The organism is Curtobacterium sp. SL109 (genome assembly GCF_026672405.1).
In the GTDB taxonomy this organism is placed as follows: domain Bacteria; phylum Actinomycetota; class Actinomycetes; order Actinomycetales; family Microbacteriaceae; genus Curtobacterium.
The window spans coordinates 1,517,192-1,540,154 of sequence record NZ_JAPPRB010000002.1; the positions used below are offsets into that span (position 1 = coordinate 1,517,192).

Sequence of the window (22,963 nt, forward strand, 5' to 3'; positions counted from 1 at the left end):
GGACAGCACCATCCAGGAGGCCCCGCCTCCGTCCGACGGCCCGGTCACCTCGTCGAGGTGGCCGGGCCGTCGGCGTCGGTGTCCGTTCTCGGCGTCGGTGTCGGGCGATACGGTGGACGGGTGACTCTCGACCTCCTCTCGCTGTACCAGGACCTGCACGCCCACCCGGAGCTCGGCTTCCAGGAGCACCGCACCGCCGGCATCGTCGCCGGCCACCTCGAGGACCTCGGCCTCGACGTCACCACGGGCGTCGGCGGGACGGGTGTCGTCGGGGTCCTGGCGAACGGCGAGGGTCCGGTCGTCTGGCTCCGCGCGGACATGGACGGCCTGCCGGTCGAGGAACGCACCGGTCTGCCGTACGCCAGCACCCACCGCGGTGTCGACGAGACCGGCGCCGAGGTCCCGACGATGCACGCCTGCGGCCACGACATCCACGTCACGTGGCTGCTCGGCGCGCTCGAGCGGCTCGTCGCCACGCGCGGGGAGTGGGCCGGCACGGTCGTGGCCGTGTTCCAGCCGGCAGAAGAGGTCATCTCCGGTGCCCGCGCGATGCTCGAGGACGGCCTGGTCGAGCGCTTCCCCACGCCCGACGTGGTCCTCGGACAGCACTCCGCGCCGATCCCGGTCGGCACGGTCGCGGTCGGCTCCGGCGCGGTGATGGCGTCGAGCGACCGCTTCACCGTGACGTTCAACGGCCGTGGTGCGCACGGGTCCGCCCCGCAGGCCTCCCTCGACCCGATCGTCACGGCGGCGCCGGCGGTCGTCCGCCTGCCGACCGTCGTCTCGCGCGAGGTCGGCCCGAACGACGCGGGCGTCGTCACCGTCGGCAGCTTCCACGCCGGCACCCGACCGAACATCATCCCGGACACGGCCGTCATCGAGATCTCCACCCGTGCCCGCAACGAGGACACCCGCGCGCGGATCGTCGCCTCCATCGAGCGCATCGTCCGCGCCGAGAGCGACGCCGGCGGGCTCGCCGCCCCCACCATCGAGCGGGCGCCCGGTGCGGACGTGCTCGTCAACGACGCCGACCAGGCCGCCCGCGTGCTCGAGGCCGTCGGTGCCGTCGTGCCGAGGGCCCTCGACCTGGAGTCCGGACTCGCGATGGCGTCCGAGGACGTCGGCCAGCTCGCCACCGCCGCCGGCGTGCCGCTCGTGTACTGGTTCACCGGCATCACCGACCCCGAGCTGTTCGCACGGGGCGAGGACATCCCGAGCAACCACTCGCCGTTCTACGCGCCGCAGGCGGAGACCGCGATCCCGGTGGGCGTCGACGCGCTCGTCGCAGCCACGCGCGCGAACGTGCGCTGACGTACGGGAGGCCCTGGTCGGCCCATGCAGTGACGTGACACTCCCAGGCAACTCAGGCCGAGCCTCCCCACCGGCACGGCCTGAGCGCCGCTGGCGCGTCGCTCAGGAACCGGCGGCGTGGGCCCAGGGTCTTGGATTACGGTCGGCGCATGCGCAACCGGATGACGACCCCCATCGTGGCCGCCGTGGCGGCCGGCATCGCCCTGGCCGGCCTGACAGGCTGCTCGGCGGACTCGGTGAAGCAGGCCACCGACCTCGGGTCCTCGGTCGCCTCCGACGTCAGCGACGGCGTGCGGAACATCGACGGGTCGGCGATCGAGCAGGGCATGGCGAACGTCGCCGGCGGCATCGACGGCGCCCTCGACACCGCGCTCAAGGGGGCGAACGTGACCTCCGACGGCCAGGTGCCGGACGGCTTCCCGGCGTCGGCCGTGCCGCTCGTGGACGGCACGGTGCTGGGCGGCGGCACCGGCCCGAACGGGTCCGGCTGGGTCGTGCAGGTCGAGACCCCGAGCGTCGACGACTTCGGCACCGCCGCGCAGCAGCTGACGGACGCCGGGTTCACCGAGTCCGCCAAGCGCGCGGACAGCTCGAGTGCCTTCGGGATCTTCCGGAGCGACGACCACCGCCTGGTGCTGACGTTCTCCAAGTCCGACCGCGGCGCGACGGCCACCTACATCGTCACACCGCGCTAGCCGCACGGGGCCGTCCCGTACCCTTGCACTGATGTCGAACGCCCCCGCGACCCGCCCCGAGCGCGTCCTCTTCGTGCACGCCCACCCCGACGACGAGACCCTGGCGTCCGGCGGCACCATCGCCACGCTGCTCGAGCTCGGCGCCGAGGTGACCGTCCTCACCGCGACCCGGGGCGAGCGCGGCGAGATGCTGACGCCGTCACTCGCGCCCCTCGCCGGGAACGGACCGCGGGTGGCCGCGCACCGCGAGCGGGAGATCGCCGCCGCGCTGGCCGCACTCGGCGGCCCGGCGCACCTCTGGCTCGGGGGAGCGGGCGCCCGTCCGACCGACCTGCCGGAGCGTCGCTACACCGACTCCGGCATGCAATGGGGCCCGGACGGCCGTGCCGTCGCCGCCGACGACGCCCCCGCCGACTCGCTCACCGCGGCCGACCTCGGCGAGGTCGTGGACGACGTCCGCGCCGCCATCCGGTCGACGATGGCCGACGCCGTCGTGAGCTACGCGGACGACGGCGGCTACGGCCACCCCGACCACGTGCGCGTGCACAACGCGGCCCGGTACGCAGCCCGTGCCGAGGACGTCCCCTTCTCGATGATCGTCGACCCGGCGTCCGGCGAGCAGGACGTCACCGTCGACGTCCAGCCCGTCCGGGCGAAGGTGCGCACGGCGATCGAGCAGTACCGCTCGCAGGTCACGGTCGACCCCGCCGACCCGGCCGACCCGACGGCGCTGTCCTGGGTGATGCCGCACGGTGTCCGCCAGCACGCGCCCGCGGTCGAGGCCTTCCGCCATGACGCACCGCCCTCGGCGCCCGCACCGGAGACGTACGCCGAGATGACGCCGGCGGGCAAGGCTGCTGCGGTCGTGGTCGCCCTGGTGCTCGGGCTGCTCGCCGGTGGCCTCGGCACCGTGACCCACCAGCAGACGATCGGCACGTTCCCGATCGGCCTCGTGCTGACCACGCTGATCGTCGTCGGCCTGACCGTCGGCGTGCGGCTGCTGTACCGCTCGCGGGCGATGGTGGCCGCGATCGGGATCGGCGTCATCGTCGCCACGCAGGTGCTCGTGTCCGTTGGCGGGCAGAGCTCGCCGCTCGTGCTCGCGAACACCGCCGGGTACGTGTGGACGTTCGGCCCCGCGGTCGTCGCGATGCTGGCGCTGGCGTGGCCGGACCTGTCCGCTGCACGTGCCGCGGCCGGACGGTCAGGCTCGTCCGCGCCTCGCGGGTAGACTCGGACCCGCTCGTTTCCGAAGGGAGCACCCCGACCGTGACCTACGTGATCGCCCAGCCCTGTGTCGACGTCAAGGACCGTGCGTGCATCGACGAATGCCCCGTCGACTGCATCTACGAAGGCGACCGGTCGCTCTACATCCACCCCGACGAATGCGTCGACTGCGGTGCGTGTGAGCCCGTCTGCCCGGTCGAGGCCATCTACTACGAGGACGACCTCCCCGACCAGTGGGCCGACTACTACAAGGCCAACGTCGAGTTCTTCGAGGAGATCGGTTCGCCCGGTGGCGCCGCCAAGGTCGGCGTGATCCACCAGGACCACGCGGTCATCATGGCCGAGCCTGCTCGCGGCTGATCCGACACCCCTCGTGGCGCTCGACCTCCCCGACTTCCCCTGGGACCAGCTCGTCCCGTTCAAGCAGCGCGCCGCCGAGCACGAGGGCGGCATCGTCGACCTGAGTGTCGGCTCGCCGGTGGACCCGACGCCCGCGCTCGTCCGCACTGCGCTGGCCGAGGCCACCGACGCCCACGCCTACCCGCAGGTCGCCGGCACCCCGGCCCTCCGTCAGGCCATCGCCGACTGGTACGGGCGTCGGCACGGCGTGCAGCTGACCGAGGACCAGACCCTGCCGACGATCGGCTCGAAGGAGTTCATCGCCGGGCTGGCGCTCTGGCTCGGCATCGGTCGCGGTGACACCGTCGTCTTCCCCGCCGCCGCGTACCCGACGTACGAGCTCGGGGCGGCGCTCGTCGGTGCCACGGCCCTGGCGTCGGACGACCCGGCCGCCTGGCCCGTCGGTACGAAGCTCGTCTGGCTCAACTCACCCGGCAACCCCGACGGCCGCGTGCTCACCATCGAGCAGCTCCGCGTCGCCGTCGCCCGCGCCCGTGAACTCGGCGCCGTCATCGTCGGCGACGAGTGCTACGCCGAGCTCGGCTGGGAACCGCCGTACGACACCACCCCGACGCCGACGATCCTCGACCCGCGCGTGGTGGGGGACTCGGTCGAGGGCGTGCTCAGCGTGTACTCGCTCTCCAAGCAGTCGAACCTGGCCGGGTACCGCGCCGCGTTCGTCGCCGGGGACGCCGCCGTCCTGGCCGAGGTCCTCGCCGTCCGCAAGCACACCGGCATGATGCCGCCGCTGCCGGTGCAGCAGGCCATGATCGTCGCGCTGCAGGACACCGCCCACGTGCAGCAGCAGAAGGCGAAGTACCGTGCCCGTCGCGGCATGCTCCGTCGGGCGCTCGAGGGCGCCGGCTTCCGGGTTGACCACAGCGAGGCCGGGCTCTACCTCTGGGCGACGCGCGGCGAACCGGCGCTCGACACCGTGGCGTGGCTGGCCGACCGGGGGATCCTCGTGGCACCGGGCACGTTCTACGGCGTCGCCGGGGGCGAGCACGTGCGCGTGGCCCTGACGGCGACCGACGAACGCATCGCCGCAGCCGCCCAGCGCTTGACCAGCGGGCACCGACTCGGCGCCGACTGACGTCCGAACTGTTCACCCGGCGTCTTCCGCAATCGTGGGGTCCCACCGGATCGTGAGGTCCCAGGTGTGCACGATCGACAGACGGCGCGATTAGGCTGTCAGCGTGACTGACACTGCCAATGACGCTCAGAAGACGGCCACACCGCCGACGACGCCCGTCCCCGTGAGTCCCGCCGAGGACCAGCACGGCGAGACCGCCACGCTGACGTACCCGGGCGGCAGTGCGGAGTTCCCGATCCTGCCGAGCGTCGACGGTGCCTCCACCGTGGACATCTCCACCTTCAAGAAGCAGACGGGGATGAACACCCTCGACTACGGCTTCGTGAACACCGGCTCGACGAAGAGCGCGATCACGTACATCGACGGCGACCAGGGCATCCTGCGCTACCGCGGGTACCCCATCGACCAGGTCGCGTCGAACTGCACCTTCCTCGAGGTCGCCTGGCTCCTCATCTACGGCGAACTGCCGTCGGAGACCGAGCTCGCCGACTTCGACGCCCGCATCCGCCGCCACACCCTGCTGCACGAGGACCTCCGTCGCCTGTTCGACGCCCTCCCGCACTCGGCGCACCCGATGTCCGTCCTGTCCAGCGCCGTCAGTGCCCTGTCGACGTACTACGAGGACGACATGGACGTCGACGACCCCGAGAAGGTCGAGCTCCAGACCGTCCGGCTCCTCGCCAAGCTCCCGGTGATCGCGGCGTACGCGCACAAGAAGGCCATCGGGCAGGCGTTCCTCTACCCCGACAACTCGTTGTCGTTCGTGGACAACTTCCTGCGGCTCAACTTCGGCACCATGGCCGAGCCGTACCAGCCGAACCCGGTCCTCTCGAAGGCCCTGGATCGCCTGCTGATCCTGCACGAGGACCACGAGCAGAACGCCTCCACCGCCACGGTCCGCCTGGTCGGGTCGACGAAGGCGAACATGTTCGCGTCGATCTCCGCCGGCATCAACGCCCTGTACGGCCCCCTCCACGGTGGCGCGAACGAGGCCGTCCTCGAGATGCTCCAGCAGATCAAGGACTCCGGCGAGCCCGTGCAGCGCTTCGTCGAGCGGGTGAAGAACAAGGAGCGCGGCGTGAAGCTCATGGGCTTCGGACACCGCGTCTACAAGAACTACGACCCCCGCGCCAAGCTCGTGAAGGAGTCCGCCGACGAGGTCCTCGAGTCCCTCGGCGTGCAGGACGACCTGCTCGACATCGCGAAGGAGCTCGAGCAGATCGCCCTGAGCGACCAGTACTTCATCGACCGCAAGCTCTACCCGAACGTCGACTTCTACACGGGCATCATCTACAAGGCGATGGGCTTCCCGCCGCGCATGTTCACGGTGCTGTTCGCCATCGGCCGCCTGCCCGGCTGGATCGCCCAGTGGCGCGAGCTGAACAACGACCCGCTGAACAAGATCGGTCGCCCCCAGCAGCTCTACGTCGGTTCCCCGGAACGCGACCTCCCGCAGCGCTGACGCAGCCCCACCCGGACGGCCCGGCCTACGACTCGCTCGTGGCCCGGGCCGTCCGTCGTCGTGCGCCCGACTTCCTCACACGTCCGGCTCCGCGTGCTCGTGCGCGCGCTCACGAAGTCGAACGGGCGAAATGCCGTGGTCATCCGGCGTCCGCACCCGGCCGTCCCGCCCGCTCGGCCGCACAAGCTCACTCGCGCACCGGGCGCTCCGTTGCCTCCATGCCGAGCGGGCGAAAGGCCGGGGTCGCGCGGCCCGCACACCCCACGAATCCGCCCGCTCGCTCGTGCCGACTCGAGCCAGGACCCGCCGCACCGTTCCGGCGGGCTCGCACCGAGCCTCCCGTCCGCAACGGGCCCGGGCTCGCCCCGCGCCGTTCCGACGCTCCGCTCGGCGAGCGGGCGAAATGCCCGGCCGTCCTCTCCTCGTCACCCATCCAATCCGCCCGCTCGGCCGTGGGCCTGGTGACCGGCCGAGTACGCGACCGATCGCCCGCCCGTCGAACGGGCGAAGTCGCGGGGTGGGCGCGCGACGTACCACGGTGTTCCGCCCGTTCGTCGACGGCGGCGGCGACCGGGAGGCGCCGTGCGGCCCCGAGGATCGCCACAGGAGCTCTCACGGTCGCCCGCGGTGGTCGAGCGGGTGGAAGGCTCCGGTGCTCGGTCTCACGCACGCGGGCATTCCGCCCGCTCGTCCACACGCGCGCTTGCCGGAGCCGAGCGCGCCGTCGACCCGGTGACGAGCGGGCGGGAACGACGGGTCGCGTGAGCAGCGCACCGCGGCACACCGCCCGCTCGTCCACGCGCGCGCTGGCCGGAGCCGGCGCGTTGTCGACCCGGTGACGAGCGGGCGGGAACGGCGGGTCGCGTCAGCTGCGGACCGCGGCATTCCGCCCGCTCGTCCGCAGCGCGCTGGGACCGGGCGGATGGCCGGCCGAACGGACTGGAGGCCCGGTGCCGGTCTCGTGGACCGGCACCGGGCCTCCAGGGGGGTGCTCTGGGGTTCCCGCTACGCGTGGAGCGCGGTGTTGAGCTGGATGCCCTCGCCCTGGCGCTGCAGGGCCTCGACCGCGCCGGTCAGGCTGTTGCGGCGGAACAGGACGTTCGGGGCGCCGGAGAGCTCGACGGCCTTGACCGTGCGTGGGGTACCGTCCGGGTTCGGGGCCGCACCGACGAGGACGACCTTCGTGCCGGCGGTGACGTAGAGGCCGGACTCCACCACGGAGTCGTCACCGAGGGAGATGCCGAGCCCCGCGTTGGCGCCGAGGAGCGCGCGCTCGCCGAGGGAGACGCGGTGGGTGCCGCCGCCGGAGAGCGTGCCCATGATCGACGCACCGCCGCCGATGTCGGTGCCGGCGCCGACGACGACGCCCTGCGAGATGCGGCCCTCGACCATCGCGTCGCCGAGGGTGCCGGCGTTGAAGTTGACGAAGCCCTCGTGCATGACGGTGGTGCCGGGTGCCAGGTGTGCGCCGAGCCGGACGCGGTTGGCGTCACCGATCCGGACCCGGTCGGGCACGACGTAGTCGACGAGTCGCGGGAACTTGTCGATCGCGTGGACGGCGATGCCGGCGCGCTGCAGCGACGGCCGGAGCCGGGCGAGGTCGTCGGGGTGCACGGGGCCCGCGTTGGTCCACGCGACGATCGGCAGGTGCGCGAAGACCCCGTCGAGGTTGACCTCGTTCGGGCGGACGTGCAGGTGGCTCAGCAGGTGCAGGCGGAGGTACGCGTCCGGGGTGCTCGTCGGGGCGGCGTCGATGGTGACCTCGGTGGTGACGGCCTCGATCCGGACGCCGCGACGGGTGTCCTCACCGAGGTGCTCCTGCAGCGCGAGCGGGAACTCGGCGTCGGCGGGCAGCTCGCCGAGGTGGGTCTCGGGGTACCAGGTGTCGAGTTCCGTGCCGTCGGCGGTGACGGTCGCGAGGCCGTGGCCCCAGGCGTGGGTCGGTCGGGCGGGGGCGGCGGTCGTGTCGGTCACCGCACCAGGGTACCGAGGCGTCGGACGGTAGGCTTCGGCGCATGCCGGAGCAGCTCGACCTCACCGCCTCGTCCATCGACATCACCCGTGCCATCTGCGACATCGAGTCGGTGTCGGGCAACGAAGCCGCACTCGCCGACGCGATCGAGGCGGTGCTCGCGCCGCTGCCGCACCTCGAGGTCGTGCGCGACGGCGACGCGATCGTCGCGCGGACGCAGCTCGGGCGGGAGCGCCGGGTCGTGATCGCCGGGCACATCGACACCGTGCCGCTCAACAGCAACCTGCCGACGGAGTTCCGGACCGCCGAGGACGGCACCGAGATCCTCTGGGGCCGCGGCACCGTGGACATGAAGGCCGGCTGCGCGGTGCAGCTCAAGCTCGCGTACGACCTCACCGACCCCTCCGTGGACGTCACCTGGGTCTGGTACGACCACGAGGAGGTGTCCGACGCGCTGAACGGCCTCGGCCGGCTCGCCCGCACCCGTCCGGAACTGCTCGCCGCCGACTTCGCGATCCTGGGGGAGCCGTCGGGCGCCCAGATCGAGGGCGGCTGCAACGGCAACCTCCGTGCCGAGATCCGCACGTACGGCAAGCGGTCCCACAGCGCTCGAAGCTGGATCGGCGACAACGCGATCCACAAGACGGCCCCGATCCTGGCCACGCTGGCCGCGTACGAACCCCGCACGGTCGAGGTCGACGGGCTCGAGTACCGCGAGGGCCTGAACGCCGTCGGGATCAGCGGCGGGATCGCCGGCAACATCATCCCCGACGAGGCGATGGTGCACGTCAACTACCGCTTCGCGCCCTCGCGTTCTGCCGAGGAGGCCGTCGCGCACATCCGCGAGCTGTTCGACGGCTACCAGGTGGACATCGTCGACCTGGCCGCCGGCGCCCGCCCCGGGCTCGACGCCCCGCTCGCCCAGGACTTCGTCGCCGCGGTCGGTGGCCCGGCGCCCCGCCCGAAGTACGGCTGGACCGACGTCGCCCGGTTCTCCGCGCTCGGCGTCGCGGCCGTGAACTACGGCCCCGGCGAACCCGTCTTCGCCCACCACGACGACGAGCAGGTCCCCGTCGCGCAGATCACCGCGGTCGAGGACGGTCTGCGCCGGTGGCTGACGGCCTGACGACGGCCGGGGCGGGGTCCCCGGACACGGGGTCGTCGCCGACTCTGCCAGAGGGCCGGGTTGCGGACGGGCGGCGGTCGTCCGGGCGTCGCGGGTCCGCTGCGGCCGTGACCCGGTGGCGGGCGCGGTACCGCGTGGTGCCGTGGTGGGTCCGCATCACGGTCGTCTACGTCCTCGCGCGGCTCGTCACCGGCGCGATGATGGGCGTCTACGCCGGCATGCAGACGGCCAACTCATTCACCGGACAGCACCCGCGCCCCCTGGCCTTCGCGTCCATCTGGGACGGTGCCTGGTACCGCGTGATCGCCACCGGCGGCTACCCCTCGACGCTCCCCGTCGACGCCGCCGGGCACGTGACCGAGAACGCGTGGGCGTTCATGCCCGCGTACCCGTTCCTCGTCCGGGCGCTGATGACCGTCACCGGGGCGTCGTTCGAGCTCGTCGCGGTGTCGGTCTCGCTCGTGGCCGGATGGGGCGCCGCGCTGGTCTTCCGACGCCTGATGGGACGCTTCCTCGACCCCACCCGGGCGACGTTCGCCACGGTGCTGTTCTGCGTCGCACCGGTCTCGGCGATGTTCCAGGTCGCCTACGCCGAGTCGATGGGCTTGTTCCTGCTCCTCGTCGCGCTGCTGCTGCTGGTCGAGCGGCGCTTCTGGACGATGGTGCCCGTCGTGCTGCTGCTCGGGATGACCCGCCCGACCGGGCTCGCCTTCGCGCTGCTCATGGGGGCGTTCGTCGTCGTCTGGGTCGTCCGCCCGACGTGGCTCCGGCACGACCACCGACCGAGCGTCCGTCAGCTCGTGCCGCCCGTGGTGGTGGCCGTGGTTTCCGGCGTCGTCGGGCTCGCGTGGCCGGCGATCGCCTGGGCCGTGACCGGGGTGCCGCGCGCGTACACCGACACCGAGCTCGCGTGGCGGTCCTCGTACATCGGGTGGAAGGACCTCGTGCCCTTCGCGCCGTGGGTGCAGGGCTTCGGGTGGTGGTTCCGGCAGCCGACCGGCAGCGTCCTGCTCGTGGTGGTGCTGGTCGGGTTCGTCGCCTTCGTGGTCATGCCGGCATCGCGGCGCCTCGGGCTGGAGCTGCGGCTGTGGGCGGTCGCCTACCTCGTGTACCTGCTCGCCGTGTTCTTCCCGCAGTCGAGCACCTGGCGGATCCTGCTGCCCATCGCACCGCTGCTCGGGATCGTGGCACTGCCGCGGTCACGGCTGTACCGCGTCGTCGTCGTGGTGCTGTTCCTGGTGCTGCAGTGGGTGTGGCTGGACTGGTGCTGGTGGGTCGACGGCTACGACTGGACCCCGCCGTGATCGGCGCCCGGCGCGGAGTCCGCCGGACCTGACGCTGACTCCGTCGACGTCGACGACGACGACGACGACGACGGCGCCGTCGTCGAATCCACGGACGTCGGGGCCGCCATCGCCGCGCTCGCCCCGTCCCCGGAACCATCCCCGTCCTCCGGCCGCCACCGCGCCGCGGCGAGCACCATCGCGTTGACCGTGGCGATGAACGGCACCGCGAAGAACGCCCCGACGACCCCGGCGAGCGTGGTGCCCGCGACGACCCCGAGCGCGACGCCGAGCGGGTGCACCTTGACCGCGCTGCCGGTGAGGAACGGGTGCAGCACGTGGCTCTCGATCTGCTGCACGACGAGCACGACCCCGAGCATGAACAGCGCGGTCACCCAGCCGTTGAACACGAGCGCGACGATGACGGCCACGGTCCCGGCGACGATCGCACCGACCACGGGGACGAACGCGCCGAGGAAGACGATCACGGCGATGGGCACCGCGAGCGGGACCTGCAACGCGAGCGCGCCGATCGCCACGCCGAGGGCGTCCGTGACCGCGACGATGAGCTGCACGCGGATGAAGCTCGTGAGCGTGTGCCACCCGGCCTCGCCGGCGACACCGATCCGTGCGCGGGCCCGGCGGGGGAACAGGCGGACGACCCAGCCCCAGATGCGACGCCCGTCGATGAGGACGAACAGGGTCGTGAAGACCACGATGAACAGGCCCTCCAGCGCGTGCACCGCGCTGGACCCGGCGGCCTGGAACCCGGACAGGATCGACGAGGCGTGTGCCTGCAGGTAGTCGGTGCCCTTCGACACCCAGGAGTTGACGTCGTGCACGGTGATGCCGAACGGCTGGCTGTCGAGCAGGGTCTGCAGCGACAGGACGCTCCGGTGCAGGCGGTGTTCGAGCGACGGCAGGTCGTAGCGGATCTGCGCGGTGACGACGAGTGCGAGGGTGCCGATCGCCAGGACCAGGACCACCAGGCTCGAGAGCACCGCGGTCCACTTCGGCCAGCGGTGCCGCTGCAGGAACGCGGAGATGGGGCCGAGCAGCGCGCAGAGCAGCAGCGCGATGAGGAACGGCACGACGATGTCCTGCAGCACCACGACGAGCGCGACGACCACGGCGAGTGCGGCGGCGACGATGAGGAGCCGCCACGAGAACGACGCCGCGATCCGCATGCCGACCGGGACGGCGTCGGGCCCCTCGGCAAGGGCGTCCTGAGGGCTCGGACGAGGCGTGGAGCGGATGATCGGCACGCGCTCAGGCTAGGAAGTCGAACCGCGAGAACGACCCGATCCAGGGCCCTCGACCTGGGCGGTTTCGCAGATGACCCCTCCGTACGGGATAATGGGCGCGCATGTACTGCGCGAAAGGGGACATCTGATGGCAGCCATGAAGCCGAGGACCGGTGACGGGCCGATGGAGGCTGTTAAGGAGGGTCGACTCATCATCGTGCGGGTTCCGCTCGAAGGAGGAGGCCGCCTGGTCGTCTCGGTCAACGACGCCGAGGCCAAGGAACTCCACGACGCACTCGCCGAGGTCGTCTCGGCCTAGAGAAGTCGACGCTCCACAGCACCACGGTACGACAAGCACCAGAAGCACGAAGCACCACGGAAGAGGCTCGGGACATCATCGTCCCGGGCCTCTTGTCGTCCGTCGCCGCCATGATGGAGCCGTGCCCCGACCCCGCCGCCCCGACCGCCGCGTCGAGGAGTACACGGCCGACCCGATGCCCCGCGACACCTGGCCGGCGACGCTCGCCCCGGTGGCGCAGCTGCTCGACCACGGCCTCGACCTCGACACGGTGACCGTCTTCGTCGGGGAGAACGGCGCGGGCAAGTCCACCCTGGTGGAGGCCATCGCCCTGGCCTTCGGCATGGGACCGGAGGGCGGGCTCGACCAGGTCCGGCCACAGCACCCGGCCGAGCGAGTCGCAGCTGTGGGAGCACGTCGCGCTGCACCGTGAGCCCGGAGCGCCGAAGAGCGGCTTCTTCCTGCGGGCGGAGACCATGCACGGCGTGTTCACGTTCCTCGAGCAGCACCCCGGTCCCCGTCCCGAACCGGTGTTCCACGAGCGCAGCCACGGGGAGTCGTTCCTGGACTTCGTGATCGACCGGTCGCAGTGGCCCGGCCTCTGGATCCTCGACGAGCCCGAGTCGGCGCTGTCCTTCCAGGGCTGCCTGGCGCTCATCGGGCTGCTGCAGGCCATCGTCGACGACGGCCTCGGGCAGGTGGTCCTGTCGACGCACTCGCCCGTGCTCGCCGCGTTCCCCGGCGCGACGATCCACGAGGTCGGCGAGTGGGGCCTCCGGCGCAGCGCGTGGGCCGACCTCGACCTGGTGCGGAACCAACGCGCGTTCCTGGCAGCTCCGGAGCAGTACCTGCGCCACCTCGACGGAGCCGCCGACGGCGACCACGGACAGCAGTCGCCTACGCGGTGACCTTCGTCATCTGCAGCAGTCCGTCGCCGGCGGGCGACAGGCTGCTGATGACCGCCCCGGAGGTGGAGACCTCGGTCAGGAGCAGCCGGAAGTCCGTGGTGGCACGGTCGCGCTTCACCGGGTCAGCGACCCGTCCACGCCACAGGGCGTGCGGGACGAGCACCGTCCCGCCGAGGCGTGCGAGCCGCAGCCCGTGCTCGACGTACTCGATGACGTGTTCGGGGTCGGCGTCGACGAGGACGACGTCGTAGGAGGCCTCGTTCATCCGGGGGAGCACCTGGTTCGCACGCCCCGGGATCAGCCGCACGCGGGAGGGTGCGGTCCCGGCGGCGATGAAGGCGTCACGGGCGTACTGCTGGTGGTCCACCTCGACGTCGATCGTCGTCAGCGTCGCCTTCGGGGCCCCGCCGAGCAGGTACAGCCCGGACACGCCCAGACCGGTCCCGATCTCGATGATGCTGGTGGCTCGGGACGCCGCCGCGATCACCCCGATCTGCGCACCGATCGCCGGCGAGATCGCCTCGACACCCAGTTCCAGGGAGTGTTCCCGCGCTCGGGCGATCGCCTCGGACTCGGAGACGATGTCCTCCGCGAACTTCCAGTTCGACTCTTTCTCTGACACGCACACTCCTCGGTGCACAACTCTAGGTGAGCGTGCGGTGTCAGGCGTTACGCTCGGTGCGTGTCCATCGACTTCAACAAGATCCTGATCATCGGGATCATCGCGGTGCTGCTGCTGGGACCGCAGCGCCTGCCGATGTACGCACAGAAGCTCGCGGAGTTCGTCAAGGCCGTCCGTCGGTTCGCCGACACCGCCAAGGACCGCATGCGCGACGAGATGGGGCCGGACTTCGACGACGTCGACTGGCAGAAGCTCGACCCTCGCCAGTACGACCCGCGGCGCATCATCCGCGACGCCCTCATCGACTCCGCCACCGGTTCCGGCATGGCCGACGCCGCCCCGACACAGGTCACCGCGAGCAGGGTGCGTGCACCGTCACCGGTTGTGCCGCTCGCCGCCGGCGAAGCCGCGCCCTTCGACGTCGAGGCCACCTGACGCGTCGTCCGTGACCCGTTGACGGACTGGAGGCCCGGTGCCAGCTGGCACCGGGCCTCCAGTCCGTCGGTGGTCGCGTCCGGCACCGCGCTCCCGCTCGCACGCGCGTTCGGCACCCATGGTGCCCGCGCGGGACGACGCGCAGCGTGCCGCACCGAGACCGAGACCGAGACCGAGGCCGAGATCGGGTCAGGAGGGCGAGAGCCCGAGCTTCCGACCGGCGAGCCCGCGGCCCATCGACGTCACCCGGTCGGCCACGGCGACGAGCGCGACCGCAGCCGGGTCCGACGGCGCACCGAGCACCACGGGCGTGCCGGAGTCGCCGCCCTCGCGCAGGGGCACTGAGAGCGGCACGCTGCCGAGGACGGGGACAGGGGCGTCCTGCCCGCGGGAGAGCCGCCGAGAGGTCTCGTCGCCACCGCCCTCGCCGAAGAGGTGCAGCACGGAGCCGTCAGGCTGCACGAGCCCGGACATGTTCTCGATGACGCCGATGACCCGCTGGCCGGTCTGCCGTGCGACGATCCCGCTGCGCTCGGCCACGTCGGCCGCGGCGGCCTGCGGCGTGGTGACGACGAGGACCTCGGCGTGGGGGAGCAGCTGGCCGACGGAGATGGCCACGTCACCGGTGCCCGGCGGCATGTCGAGCAGGAGCACGTCGAGGTCGCCGAACCACACGTCCGACAGGAACTGGTTCACCGTGCGGTGCAGCATCGGCCCGCGCCAGGACACCGCGGTCGAGGCGTCGTCGACGAACATCCCGATCGAGATGACCTTCACGTCGTGGGCGACCGGCGGCAGGATCATGCTGTCGACCCGGGTCGGGCGGGGCGCGACACCGTGCTCGTCGGTCAGGCCCATGAGCCCGGGGACGCTGAAGCCGTGCACGTCGACGTCGACGACCCCGACCCGCATCCCACGACGGGCCAGCGCCACGGCGAGGTTGACCGTCACGGTGGACTTGCCGACACCGCCCTTGCCGCTCGTGACCGCGATGACCCGGGTCAGCGAGTCGGGCGTGAACTGGACGCCCTGCGGTCGGCCCTCGCGCAGCCGTTCCGTCAGGGCCCGGCGCACGGCGGGGTCCATCACGGAGACGTCGACGTCCACGGTCGCCACGCCCGCGACCGAGCCGGCGGCGGCGCGGACGTCCCGCTCGATCGTGTCGGCGGCCGGGCACCCGACGATCGTCAGCTGCAGGTCGACCCGCACCGAGCCTCCTGGCTGCACGTCGACACCACGGATCATGTCGAGCTCGGTGACGGGGCGGCGGATCTCGGGGTCGATCACGCGGCCGAGCGCGACGAGGACCGCGGCGCCGAGCGCTTCGTCGTCCACGGGGCGCGTGGCGTCAGCCACGGAGGTCCGCCGTGCGCTCCGGGTCACCGTCGTCGATCGCGTCGCGGCGGTCCAGCTCCTCGAGCAGGGACCGGAGCTCGGCGCGGATGAAGTCCTTCGAGGCCATGTCGCGCATCGCCAGGCGGAGTGCCACGACCTCGCGAGCGAGGTACTCGGTGTCGGCGAGGTTGCGCTCGGCGCGCTGCCGGTCCTGCTCGAACTGCACGCGGTCGCGGTCGTCCTGCCGGTTCTGCGCGAGCAGGATCAGCGGGGCGGCGTACGAGGCCTGCAGCGAGAGCACGAGGGTCAGGGCGGTGAAGCCGATGGCTGCCGAGTCGAACTGCAGCGCCTTCGGGGTCAGGATGTTCCACGCCATCCAGACCACACAGAAGAGCGTCAGGCCGACGAGGAACCAGGGCGTTCCCATCGCACGTGCAATGCCTTCGGTCGCACGACCGAACGCGTCACCGCGGCCGTTGCGGCGGCGTGTGGGGAGCACGCGCGTGCGCATGCCCTTCGGGGAGTCGAGCCGTTCGTCGGGCCGGTCGCGCCGGTTCTCATCCGTTCGTGCCACGGGTCGTCCTCCTTCCCGTCGTCATCGGGGTCCTGCGGCTGCGGGTGCGCAGCCGTGCCGGTTCACCGTCACCCTGACTTCGCCAGTCGTCGGGCAGGACGTGGTCGAGCACGTCGTCGATCGTCACCACCCCGACCAGGCGGTGGGCGTCGTCGACCACGGGGACGGACACGAGGTTGTAGGTCGCCATGACGCGCGTGACCTCGGCGGCGCTGGCGTCCACGCGCACCGGTTCGGTCTGCTGGTCGATGAGCGTGCCGAGGCGTTCGTTCGGCGGGTAGCGCAGCATCCGCTGGAAGTGCACGAGCCCGAGGAACCGGCCGGTCGGCGGTTCGTACGGCGGCAGCGTCACGCAGACGCTGGCACCGAGGGCGGGCGCGAGCTCGTGGCGGCGGATCAGGGCGAGCCCCTCGGCCACGGTGGCGTCCGCCGAGACGATCACCGGCTCGGTCGTCATGAGACCACCGGCCGTGTCGGGCTCGTACTCCAGGAGCATGCGGACGTCCTGCGCCTCTTCGGGCTCCATGAGCTGCAGGAGGGCCTCGCTCCGCTCGTCGGAGAGCTCGGCAAGCAGGTCGGCGGCGTCGTCGGGCTGCATCTGATCGAGGACGTCGGCGGCGCGGGCGTCCTCGAGCGAGGACAGGATCTCGACACGGTCCTGGTCGGGCATCTCCTCGAGCACGTCGGCGAGCCGGTCGTCGGGAAGCTCCTCGGCGACCTCGAGCCGTCGTTCCACGGGCAGGTCGAGCAGCGTCGACGCGAGGTCGGCTGCGACGAGGTCCGAGTACGCCGCGATGACGTGTTCGGCGGACTGCGACTCACCGGGGAGCTCGTCCTCGGTGACCTCGTTCCACGTCGCGAACGTCGTCGGGCCCTTGCCGAACGGGGACGGCGTGGTCTTGGGCTTGCGCAGGAACAGCTGCGCCACTTCCCAGTCGCCCTGACCGCGGTCCTCGATCGCGATGTCCTCGATCGTGGCGCGGATGCGGTCGCGGGTGATGAGGACCTTGCGGCCGAGCATCTCGGCGATGACCCGCACCTCGCCACCGCGCTGCACGAAGCGGCGCATGTTCACGAGGCCGGTGGTGATGACCTGCCCGGCACCGATCGAGGTGATCCGGCCGACCGACACGAAGATGCGGCGCTTGCCGGGGACCTCGACGATGAGCCCGACGACGTGCGGGGGGTCCGCCCGTCGGTAGACGACCAGGACGTCCCGGACCTTGCCGACGCGGTCGCCGGCGGGGTCGAAGACGGAGCACCCGGCCAGGCGGGCGACGAATACCTTCGTGGCGCTCACCTGACCAGCGTAGCCGCTCGCACGGGCCCTTCCCTGGCGGCTCTCGTGCGATCGCAAGGGGAACGGTGGAAGATGACTGTGTGAGCACTCAGAGCCCCTTCCGCGGACGTACGGCGCAGGTCTTCCCCACGTTGCCCCGCGGCGACGTCCTCGGCACCTTCGACAGCTACCCCGACGCCCAGGCGGTGGTGGCGAAGCTGGCCGAGTCCGACTTCCCCGTGAACAAGCTCTCGATCGTCGGCAACGAGCTCAAGACCGTCGAGCGCGTCACCGGCAAGATGACCTACGGCCGCGCCGCCCTGGCAGGAGCGCTCTCCGGTCTCTGGCTCGGGTTCTTCTTCGGCATCGTGCTGACGCTGTTCTCGCCCACCGCGAGCGGGCTGATCTTCGCCGCCGCCCTCATCGGCGCGGCCTTCGGCGTGCTCTACGGCGTCGTGTCGTTCGCGATCACCAAGCGGCAGCGCGACTTCACGAGCGTGCACCAGGTGCTCGCCACGAACTACCAGATCATCGTCGACCCGCAGCTCGTCGGGCAGGCGCAGCGGATCCTCGGGCAGTTCGGGGCCACCCCGCACGCCGCCTGGAACCCCGGTCAGTCCTCGAACGCGCCCTTCCAGGGGCGTCCGCCGCAGCAGCAGGCACCGCAGCAGCCTCAGCAGCAGCCATGGCGTCCGGGTCCGGACCAGGGCTCGCCGTACGGTGGACACGCCACCCCGCACAACCAGCCAGGAGGCCCCTCGCAGTCCGGTCCGTCGGCTCCGGCCCCCGGGACGCAGCCGCGCTACGGCACGAACGACGGTCCGCGCTACGGCGAGACGCCGCAGCAGGGACAGCGGCCGCCGCAGCAGCCCACCGCCGCACCCGGCCCGCGTGCGGACGAGCCGCCGCGCTACGGCGAGCGGGTCGCCGGTGCGACACCGCCGGCCCCGACCTCCGACGACGCCCCCGAGCGACGCCGGGACGACGACCAGCCCCGGGGCGACGACCGCCGCTGAGCGGTCACGACACCCCGCATCCCGACGCCGAACGGCCACGGATCGTCGCCTGCTGAACAGCGGGTGGACGATTCGTGGCCGTTCGTCGTCGCGGCGTGTGCTGCCGAGCGGCGTGTGCCGCCGGGGTCAGAGGAGCTTCGAGAAGCAGATCGACAGGGGAGCGCCCTGGTACGGGCCGAAGTTCGCGATGCGGGTGAAGCCCTCTCGCTCGTAGAAGCGGATGGCCCGGGTCTGCGCGGGCCCGGTCTCGAGCACGACGGCGGGGGACCCGAGGTCGAGCGCGGCTTCCTCGAGGCGGCGCAGGATGTCCGTCGCGACGCCGGCACCGCGGGACTCACGTCGGACGTACATCCGCTTGATCTCGGTGATGCCGTCGTCGACGAGCCGGAGGCCACCACACCCGAGCGGGGTGCCGTCCTGGTCGCGGGCGACGAAGAACACGGCCATCGACTCGGCCGTCGGCTTGCGCCCCGGTTCGGTGTCGCCGCCGTAGCTGCTGTCGATCTCGATGCGCTGGGCAGCACGAAGCCGCTGGGCGTCGGGCGAGTCGAAGTGCTCGACGTCGATCGTGATGCTCTGCGGGGTGACCTCGGGGGTGCTCACCCGTTCAGGCTAGCGCCGGAGCCGGCGATCCACCCCTCCACGTCCGAGGGGGTCCTGGGGATGCCGACCGACAGGTTCTCGGCACCGTCGGCCGTCACCAGGACGTCGTCCTCGATGCGGACACCGATGCCGCGGAACTCCTCGGGCACGGTGAGGTCGTCCTGCTGGAAGTACAGTCCGGGTTCGATCGTGAAGACCATGCCGGCCTCCACCACACCGTCGATGTAGAGCTCGCGGCGGGCCTTCGCGCAGTCGTGGACGTCGAGCCCGAGGTGGTGGCTCGTGCCGTGCACCATGTAGCGGCGGTGGAACTGGTTGTCCGGCTGCAGGGAGTCCTCGGCAGAGACGGGCAGGAAGCCCCACTCGGCGGTCTTCCGCGCGATGACCTCCATCGCCGTGGCGTGCACCTGGCGGAAGGTGATGCCGGGCTTCACGATCGCGAACGCGGCGTCGGCGGCTTCGAGCACGGCCTCGTAGACCATGCGCTGCACGGGGGTGAACGTCCCGCTGACGGGCAGCGTGCGGGTGATGTCCGCCGTGTAGAACGAGTCGACCTCCACCCCGGCGTCGATCAGGATGAGGTCCCCGGGCTGCACGGCGCCGTCGTTCCGCGTCCAGTGCAGGATGCACGCGTGGTGGCCCGAGGCCGCGATCGTGTCGTACCCGACCGTGTTGCCGTCGGCGCGGGCACGGCGGTTGAAGGTGCCCTCGACGATGCGCTCGCCGCGGGGGTGTGCCAGCACGGCGTCGAAGTCGGCGATGACGTCCGCGAAGCCGTGCGCGGTGGCGTCGACGGCCTTGCGGAGCTCGTTGACCTCGTACGCGTCCTTGACCAGGCGGAGCTCGGACAGGTCGCGCGACAGGACGTCCGCGGTCGCAGGAACGCCGTCGGTCTCGCCGGCACCGCCGACGGGGGAGCCGAGGCGCTCGTCGAGGGACCGGGTGAGTTCGGCGTCGGCGTCACGGACGAGGAGCGCCGTGTCGTCGAGGGCGTCGAGGACGGCGGGGAGCTCGGCGAGGTCGGCGGTCGCGACCCCGAGGTCCGCGGAGACCTCCTGCAGGGACGGACGCGGCCCGACCCAGAACTCGCCGATCTCCGGGTTGGCGTAGAACTCCTCGGAGTCCCGGCCGGCGGTGGCACGGAGGTACACCGTGGCGTCGTGCCCGTCGGCGGTCGGCGTCATCACGAGCACGGAGCCGACGACGGTGTCGGTGCCCCAGCCGGTGAGGTGCGCGAACGTGGAGTGCGGGCGGAACGGGTAGTCGCAGTCGTTCGAGCGGACCTTGGCGGTGCCGGCGGGCACGACGACCGTGCGGCCGGGGTGCAGCTCGGACACCCGGGTCCGACGCGCGGCGGCGAAGGGCGCCTGCTCGCGCTGTGCGGGCAGGGGGCGGTCGTGCTCGGCCCACTGGGACCCGATGAAGTCCTTGAACGTGGCGGATCCGGGAGTGGTGGAGCGGTTGCTCGTCGCGCGGGGAGTGGTGTCGGCCATGGACCCATCATCGCATCGAGGCCGGTCGGCGGTCCGTGCTTCCGTCGACCTGTGGATAGGATCAGCGGCGTGCCTGATCCGTTCATCGACCTGCACACGCACTCGAGTGTCTCCGACGGCACCGAACCGCCCGCAGCACTCGTCCGGGCAGCCGTCGCCGCCGGTCTCGACGGCGTGGCGCTCACCGACCACGACACCACGTCGGGGTGGGACGAGGCCGTCGCCGCGGTCCGCGAACTGCCCCTGACGCTCGTCCCGGGCCTCGAGCTGAGCACGCGCGTCGGCCACCGCAGCGTCCACGTCCTCGGGTACCTCGTCGACCCCGCTGACCCCGGCCTGGCCGCCGAGACCGGACGGATCCGCGAGGGTCGACTGTCCCGCGCGCGGCGCATGGTCGAACGCATCGGGCAGGACCACCCGATCACGTGGGACGACGTCCTCGCGCAGGCCCGCACGGGCGCGACGATCGGCCGGCCGCACATCGCCGACGCCCTCGTCGTGCTCGGCCTCGAGCCCGACCGGAGCGCGGCGTTCCGCGGGATCCTGCACCCGGCCTCCGGCTACTACGAGCCGCACGACGCTCCCTCGCCCCTGCGCGGCGTCGAGCTGATCCGCGCTGCCGGCGGCGTGCCCGTGATCGCTCACCCGGCTGCGTCGTCCCGCGGGGTCGTCATGGACGAGGACGACCTCCGCGAACTCGTCGACGCCGGCCTCGGCGGTGTCGAGGTCGACCACCGCGAGAACGTCGCACACGGCAAGCGCACGCTCCTGGAGTGGGCCGACCGCTACGGTCTGTTCGTCACCGGGTCGAGCGACTACCACGGCACGGGCAAGCCCAACCGTCTCGGCGAACACCGCACGGCTCGGCGCTCCTTCGACGCCATCGTCGCGCAGGCCACCGGCAGCGCGCCCGTGGTCGGCCCCGGCTCGCGCCTGTCCTGACCGGGACCCGGCCCCGCGGACACCGTGCGGGCCCCGGCCCGCGTGCTCTGCCCGCCCGGGCGAGACTCGGTGCGCGTTGGGACGACGAAGGGCCCGTCGCGTCAGCGACGGGCCCTTCTGCCGGGAGGCGCTACTCGCCGTCCGACGCCGGCTGCGGCGACGAGGCGGTCGCCTCGCCCCCCGCGCCGGCTCCGCGACGACGGCGGCGGCGACGACGCTTGGTGGCGGCTGCCTCGCCGTCCGTGCTGTCCGGACCGGTGCTCTGGGCTTCCGGCTTCGACTCCGGGGCCGACGCTGCGGGCCGGTCCGAGCCTCCCGAGCGGGTCCGACGACGGGGACGCGAGTCGCTCGACTCACGCGACTCGCGCGGTTCCCGGGGCGGACGCGCGCTCCCCGTGCGCTGCGCGGGGGCACCGGCGGTGGCGGCGTGCGACGACGCGCCGGGCAGGCGGCCCTTCGTGCCGGCGGGGATGTCGAGCTCCTCGAAGAGGTGCGGCGACGACGAGTAGGTCTCGACGGGCTCGGGGATGCCGAACTCGAGGGCCTTGTCGATGAGCGTCCACTTGTGCAGGTCGTCCCAGTCGACGAACGTGACCGCGATGCCGGTCTTGCCGGCGCGGCCGGTGCGGCCGGCGCGGTGCAGGTACGTGTCGGGGTCGTCCGGGATCGTGTGGTTGATGACGTGCGTGACGTCGTCCACGTCGATGCCACGGGCGGCGACGTCGGTCGCGATGAGCACGTCGTGCTTGCCGGCCTTGAAGGCGGCCATGGCGCGCTCGCGCTGCTCCTGGTTCAGGTCGCCGTGGACGGCCGCGGCGTTGAAGCCGCGGTCCTTCAGCTCCTCGACCAGCTTCGCCGCCGCACGCTTGGTGCGGGTGAAGATCACGGTCTTGCCGCGGCCCTCGGCCTGGAGGATGCGGGCGATGACCTCGTCCTTGTCGAGCGAGTGCGCCCGGAAGACGAGGTGCTTGATGTTGGCCTGCATGAGGCCCTCGTCGGGGTCCGTCGCGCGGATGTGGACCGGACGCGACATGAACCGACGTGCGAGAGCGACGATCGGCGCCGGCATCGTGGCCGAGAACAGCATCGTGTGGCGCACGTCGGGGACGGCCTGGAAGATCCGCTCGATGTCCGAGAGGAATCCGAGGTCCAGCATGCGGTCGGCCTCGTCGAGGACGATCTCCTGCACGTGGGAGAGGTCGAGCATCCGCTGACGCTGCAGGTCGATGAGGCGCCCGGGGGTGCCGACGACGATCTGTGCGCCGGCCTTGAGCTGTTCGACCTGGCCTTCGTACGCCTTGCCGCCGTAGATCGCGGCGACCGCCGTCGGGCGGTTCGAGGTCGCGAGCTCGAGGTCCTCGGCCACCTGCACCGCGAGTTCGCGGGTCGGGACCACGACGAGGGCCTTGACGCCGTGCGCGGGGTCGGCGCCGAGGCGCTGGATGAGGGGGAGGCCGAACCCGAGGGTCTTGCCGGTACCGGTCTTGGCCTGGCCGATGATGTCCTGGCCGGTGAGGGCGAGCGGGATCGTCTGCTCCTGGATCGGGAAGGGCTCGATGATGCCCTTGCCGGCCAGGGCATCGACGATGTCCTGCTCGATGTTGAGGTCTGAGAAAGTCAAAAAGGTCACCCTGTCCTATCGGGGA

23 protein-coding genes are annotated in these 22,963 nt (G+C 71.9%); 14 read left to right on the forward strand and 9 right to left on the reverse strand.

Annotated features, from left to right (window positions below):
* The first annotated feature begins 120 nt into the window (after nt 1–120).
* The 6 genes from OVA28_RS08765 to OVA28_RS08790 all read left to right on the forward strand — a co-directional run bounded on the left by OVA28_RS08765 (nt 121) and on the right by OVA28_RS08790 (nt 6,187).
* The gene (locus tag OVA28_RS08765; protein WP_268096644.1) at nt 121–1,311 is read left to right on the forward strand and encodes an amidohydrolase; all 1,191 of its coding nucleotides are present in this window, start codon (nt 121–123) and stop codon (nt 1,309–1,311) included.
* A gap of 149 nt (nt 1,312–1,460) precedes the next feature.
* Nucleotides 1,461–2,006 (forward strand): hypothetical protein, encoded by a 546-nt coding sequence (locus OVA28_RS08770; RefSeq protein WP_194660588.1) that lies wholly within the window; start codon nt 1,461–1,463, stop codon nt 2,004–2,006.
* Nucleotides 2,007–2,037: 31 nt separating this feature from the next.
* Nucleotides 2,038–3,237 (forward strand): PIG-L family deacetylase, encoded by a 1,200-nt coding sequence (locus OVA28_RS08775; RefSeq protein WP_268096646.1) that lies wholly within the window; start codon nt 2,038–2,040, stop codon nt 3,235–3,237.
* A 38-nt stretch (nt 3,238–3,275) separates the two neighbouring features.
* On the forward strand, nt 3,276–3,593 hold the full coding sequence (gene fdxA / locus OVA28_RS08780) for a ferredoxin (RefSeq protein WP_071272280.1): 318 nt from the start codon (nt 3,276–3,278) through the stop codon (nt 3,591–3,593).
* Nucleotides 3,594–3,606: 13 nt separating this feature from the next.
* Nucleotides 3,607–4,725 carry a succinyldiaminopimelate transaminase gene (gene dapC / locus OVA28_RS08785; RefSeq protein ID WP_268096647.1) on the forward strand — a complete coding sequence of 373 codons (1,119 nt, stop codon included), beginning with the start codon at nt 3,607–3,609 and terminating at the stop codon, nt 4,723–4,725.
* Nucleotides 4,726–4,888: 163 nt separating this feature from the next.
* The gene (locus OVA28_RS08790; protein WP_194629889.1) at nt 4,889–6,187 is read left to right on the forward strand and encodes a citrate synthase; all 1,299 of its coding nucleotides are present in this window, start codon (nt 4,889–4,891) and stop codon (nt 6,185–6,187) included.
* A 1,005-nt stretch (nt 6,188–7,192) separates the two neighbouring features.
* Here the strand turns inward: OVA28_RS08790 and dapD are convergent.
* Nucleotides 7,193–8,161, reverse strand: coding sequence for a 2,3,4,5-tetrahydropyridine-2,6-dicarboxylate N-succinyltransferase (gene dapD / locus OVA28_RS08795; RefSeq protein ID WP_268096648.1), 969 nt, complete (start codon nt 8,159–8,161; stop codon nt 7,193–7,195).
* 41 nt (nt 8,162–8,202) lie between these two features.
* On the opposite strand from dapD, the gene dapE reads away from it, so the two are divergent.
* Both dapE and OVA28_RS08805 read left to right on the forward strand, forming a co-directional pair.
* Entirely contained in the window at nt 8,203–9,285 is a 1,083-nt protein-coding gene (dapE, locus tag OVA28_RS08800; protein ID WP_268096649.1) for a succinyl-diaminopimelate desuccinylase, read from the forward strand.
* A gap of 107 nt (nt 9,286–9,392) precedes the next feature.
* Entirely contained in the window at nt 9,393–10,589 is a 1,197-nt protein-coding gene (locus OVA28_RS08805; RefSeq protein ID WP_268096650.1) for a mannosyltransferase family protein, read from the forward strand.
* On the opposite strand, the gene OVA28_RS08810 is transcribed toward OVA28_RS08805, so the two are convergent.
* Nucleotides 10,568–11,833 (reverse strand): AI-2E family transporter, encoded by a 1,266-nt coding sequence (locus OVA28_RS08810; RefSeq protein ID WP_268096651.1) that lies wholly within the window; start codon nt 11,831–11,833, stop codon nt 10,568–10,570. The genes OVA28_RS08805 and OVA28_RS08810 overlap by 22 nt on opposite strands.
* A gap of 127 nt (nt 11,834–11,960) precedes the next feature.
* On the opposite strand from OVA28_RS08810, the gene OVA28_RS08815 reads away from it, so the two are divergent.
* The 3 genes from OVA28_RS08815 to OVA28_RS19125 all read left to right on the forward strand — a co-directional run bounded on the left by OVA28_RS08815 (nt 11,961) and on the right by OVA28_RS19125 (nt 13,018).
* Complete coding sequence (locus tag OVA28_RS08815) at nt 11,961–12,131, forward strand: DUF3117 domain-containing protein (RefSeq protein WP_017887054.1); 171 nt, start codon at nt 11,961–11,963, stop codon at nt 12,129–12,131.
* A 121-nt stretch (nt 12,132–12,252) separates the two neighbouring features.
* Nucleotides 12,253–12,543: an AAA family ATPase gene (locus tag OVA28_RS19120; protein ID WP_326493748.1), complete on the forward strand. Its 291-nt coding sequence runs from the start codon at nt 12,253–12,255 to the stop codon at nt 12,541–12,543.
* Between the two features lie 52 nt (nt 12,544–12,595).
* Nucleotides 12,596–13,018: a hypothetical protein gene (locus OVA28_RS19125; protein ID WP_326493749.1), complete on the forward strand. Its 423-nt coding sequence runs from the start codon at nt 12,596–12,598 to the stop codon at nt 13,016–13,018.
* Here OVA28_RS19125 and OVA28_RS08825 read toward each other — a convergent pair.
* Nucleotides 13,008–13,640: an O-methyltransferase gene (locus tag OVA28_RS08825; RefSeq protein WP_194660595.1), complete on the reverse strand. Its 633-nt coding sequence runs from the start codon at nt 13,638–13,640 to the stop codon at nt 13,008–13,010. The two genes, OVA28_RS19125 and OVA28_RS08825, sit on opposite strands and share 11 nt — an antisense overlap.
* A 60-nt stretch (nt 13,641–13,700) precedes the next feature.
* Between OVA28_RS08825 and OVA28_RS08830 the strand changes: the two genes are divergently transcribed.
* Complete coding sequence (locus OVA28_RS08830) at nt 13,701–14,075, forward strand: twin-arginine translocase TatA/TatE family subunit (RefSeq protein ID WP_194660596.1); 375 nt, start codon at nt 13,701–13,703, stop codon at nt 14,073–14,075.
* 189 nt (nt 14,076–14,264) lie between these two features.
* Here OVA28_RS08830 and OVA28_RS08835 read toward each other — a convergent pair whose 3' ends face one another.
* Genes OVA28_RS08835 through OVA28_RS08845 form a run of 3 tightly spaced genes read right to left on the reverse strand, consistent with a single transcriptional unit; the run spans nt 14,265 to nt 17,284 of the window.
* The gene (locus tag OVA28_RS08835) at nt 14,265–15,431 is read right to left on the reverse strand and encodes an Mrp/NBP35 family ATP-binding protein (protein ID WP_268096658.1); all 1,167 of its coding nucleotides are present in this window, start codon (nt 15,429–15,431) and stop codon (nt 14,265–14,267) included.
* Nucleotides 15,424–15,921 (reverse strand): DUF1003 domain-containing protein, encoded by a 498-nt coding sequence (locus OVA28_RS08840; protein ID WP_194660830.1) that lies wholly within the window; start codon nt 15,919–15,921, stop codon nt 15,424–15,426. Before OVA28_RS08840 ends, OVA28_RS08835 begins: the two co-directional genes overlap by 8 nt.
* A 46-nt stretch (nt 15,922–15,967) precedes the next feature.
* On the reverse strand, nt 15,968–17,284 hold the full coding sequence (locus OVA28_RS08845; protein WP_071271702.1) for a magnesium transporter MgtE N-terminal domain-containing protein: 1,317 nt from the start codon (nt 17,282–17,284) through the stop codon (nt 15,968–15,970).
* 80 nt (nt 17,285–17,364) lie between these two features.
* Here OVA28_RS08845 and OVA28_RS08850 point away from each other — a divergent pair, with 80 nt between their 5' ends.
* Nucleotides 17,365–18,279: a general stress protein gene (locus OVA28_RS08850; protein WP_268096659.1), complete on the forward strand. Its 915-nt coding sequence runs from the start codon at nt 17,365–17,367 to the stop codon at nt 18,277–18,279.
* A 126-nt stretch (nt 18,280–18,405) separates the two neighbouring features.
* Here the strand turns inward: OVA28_RS08850 and OVA28_RS08855 are convergent, their stop codons facing one another.
* Together OVA28_RS08855 and OVA28_RS08860 are read right to left on the reverse strand one after the other, a co-directional pair.
* Entirely contained in the window at nt 18,406–18,882 is a 477-nt protein-coding gene (locus OVA28_RS08855) for a GNAT family N-acetyltransferase (protein WP_194660599.1), read from the reverse strand.
* Nucleotides 18,879–20,375, reverse strand: coding sequence for an aminopeptidase P family protein (locus tag OVA28_RS08860; protein ID WP_268096660.1), 1,497 nt, complete (start codon nt 20,373–20,375; stop codon nt 18,879–18,881). The genes OVA28_RS08855 and OVA28_RS08860 overlap by 4 nt, the downstream gene beginning before the upstream one ends.
* Nucleotides 20,376–20,444: 69 nt before the next feature.
* Here OVA28_RS08860 and OVA28_RS08865 point away from each other — a divergent pair, with 69 nt between their 5' ends.
* Nucleotides 20,445–21,317 (forward strand): PHP domain-containing protein, encoded by an 873-nt coding sequence (locus tag OVA28_RS08865; protein ID WP_194660601.1) that lies wholly within the window; start codon nt 20,445–20,447, stop codon nt 21,315–21,317.
* Between the two features lie 130 nt (nt 21,318–21,447).
* Here OVA28_RS08865 and OVA28_RS08870 read toward each other — a convergent pair whose 3' ends face one another.
* A complete protein-coding gene (locus OVA28_RS08870) occupies nt 21,448–22,938 on the reverse strand; it encodes a DEAD/DEAH box helicase (protein WP_268096661.1) in 1,491 nt (496 codons plus the stop codon).
* Nucleotides 22,939–22,963: the final 25 nt, after the last annotated feature.

Coding starts and splice junctions, on each gene's coding strand:
- OVA28_RS08770 (WP_194660588.1), top strand. CDS start 1,461: ATGCGCAACCGGATGACGACCCCCATCGTGGCCGCCGTGGCGGCCGGC.
- OVA28_RS08775 (WP_268096646.1), top strand. CDS start 2,038: ATGTCGAACGCCCCCGCGACCCGCCCCGAGCGCGTCCTCTTCGTGCAC.
- dapE (WP_268096649.1), top strand. CDS start 8,203: ATGCCGGAGCAGCTCGACCTCACCGCCTCGTCCATCGACATCACCCGT.
- OVA28_RS08815 (WP_017887054.1), top strand. CDS start 11,961: ATGGCAGCCATGAAGCCGAGGACCGGTGACGGGCCGATGGAGGCTGTT.
- OVA28_RS08840 (WP_194660830.1), bottom strand. CDS start 15,921: ATGCGCACGCGCGTGCTCCCCACACGCCGCCGCAACGGCCGCGGTGAC.
- OVA28_RS08860 (WP_268096660.1), bottom strand. CDS start 20,375: ATGGCCGACACCACTCCCCGCGCGACGAGCAACCGCTCCACCACTCCC.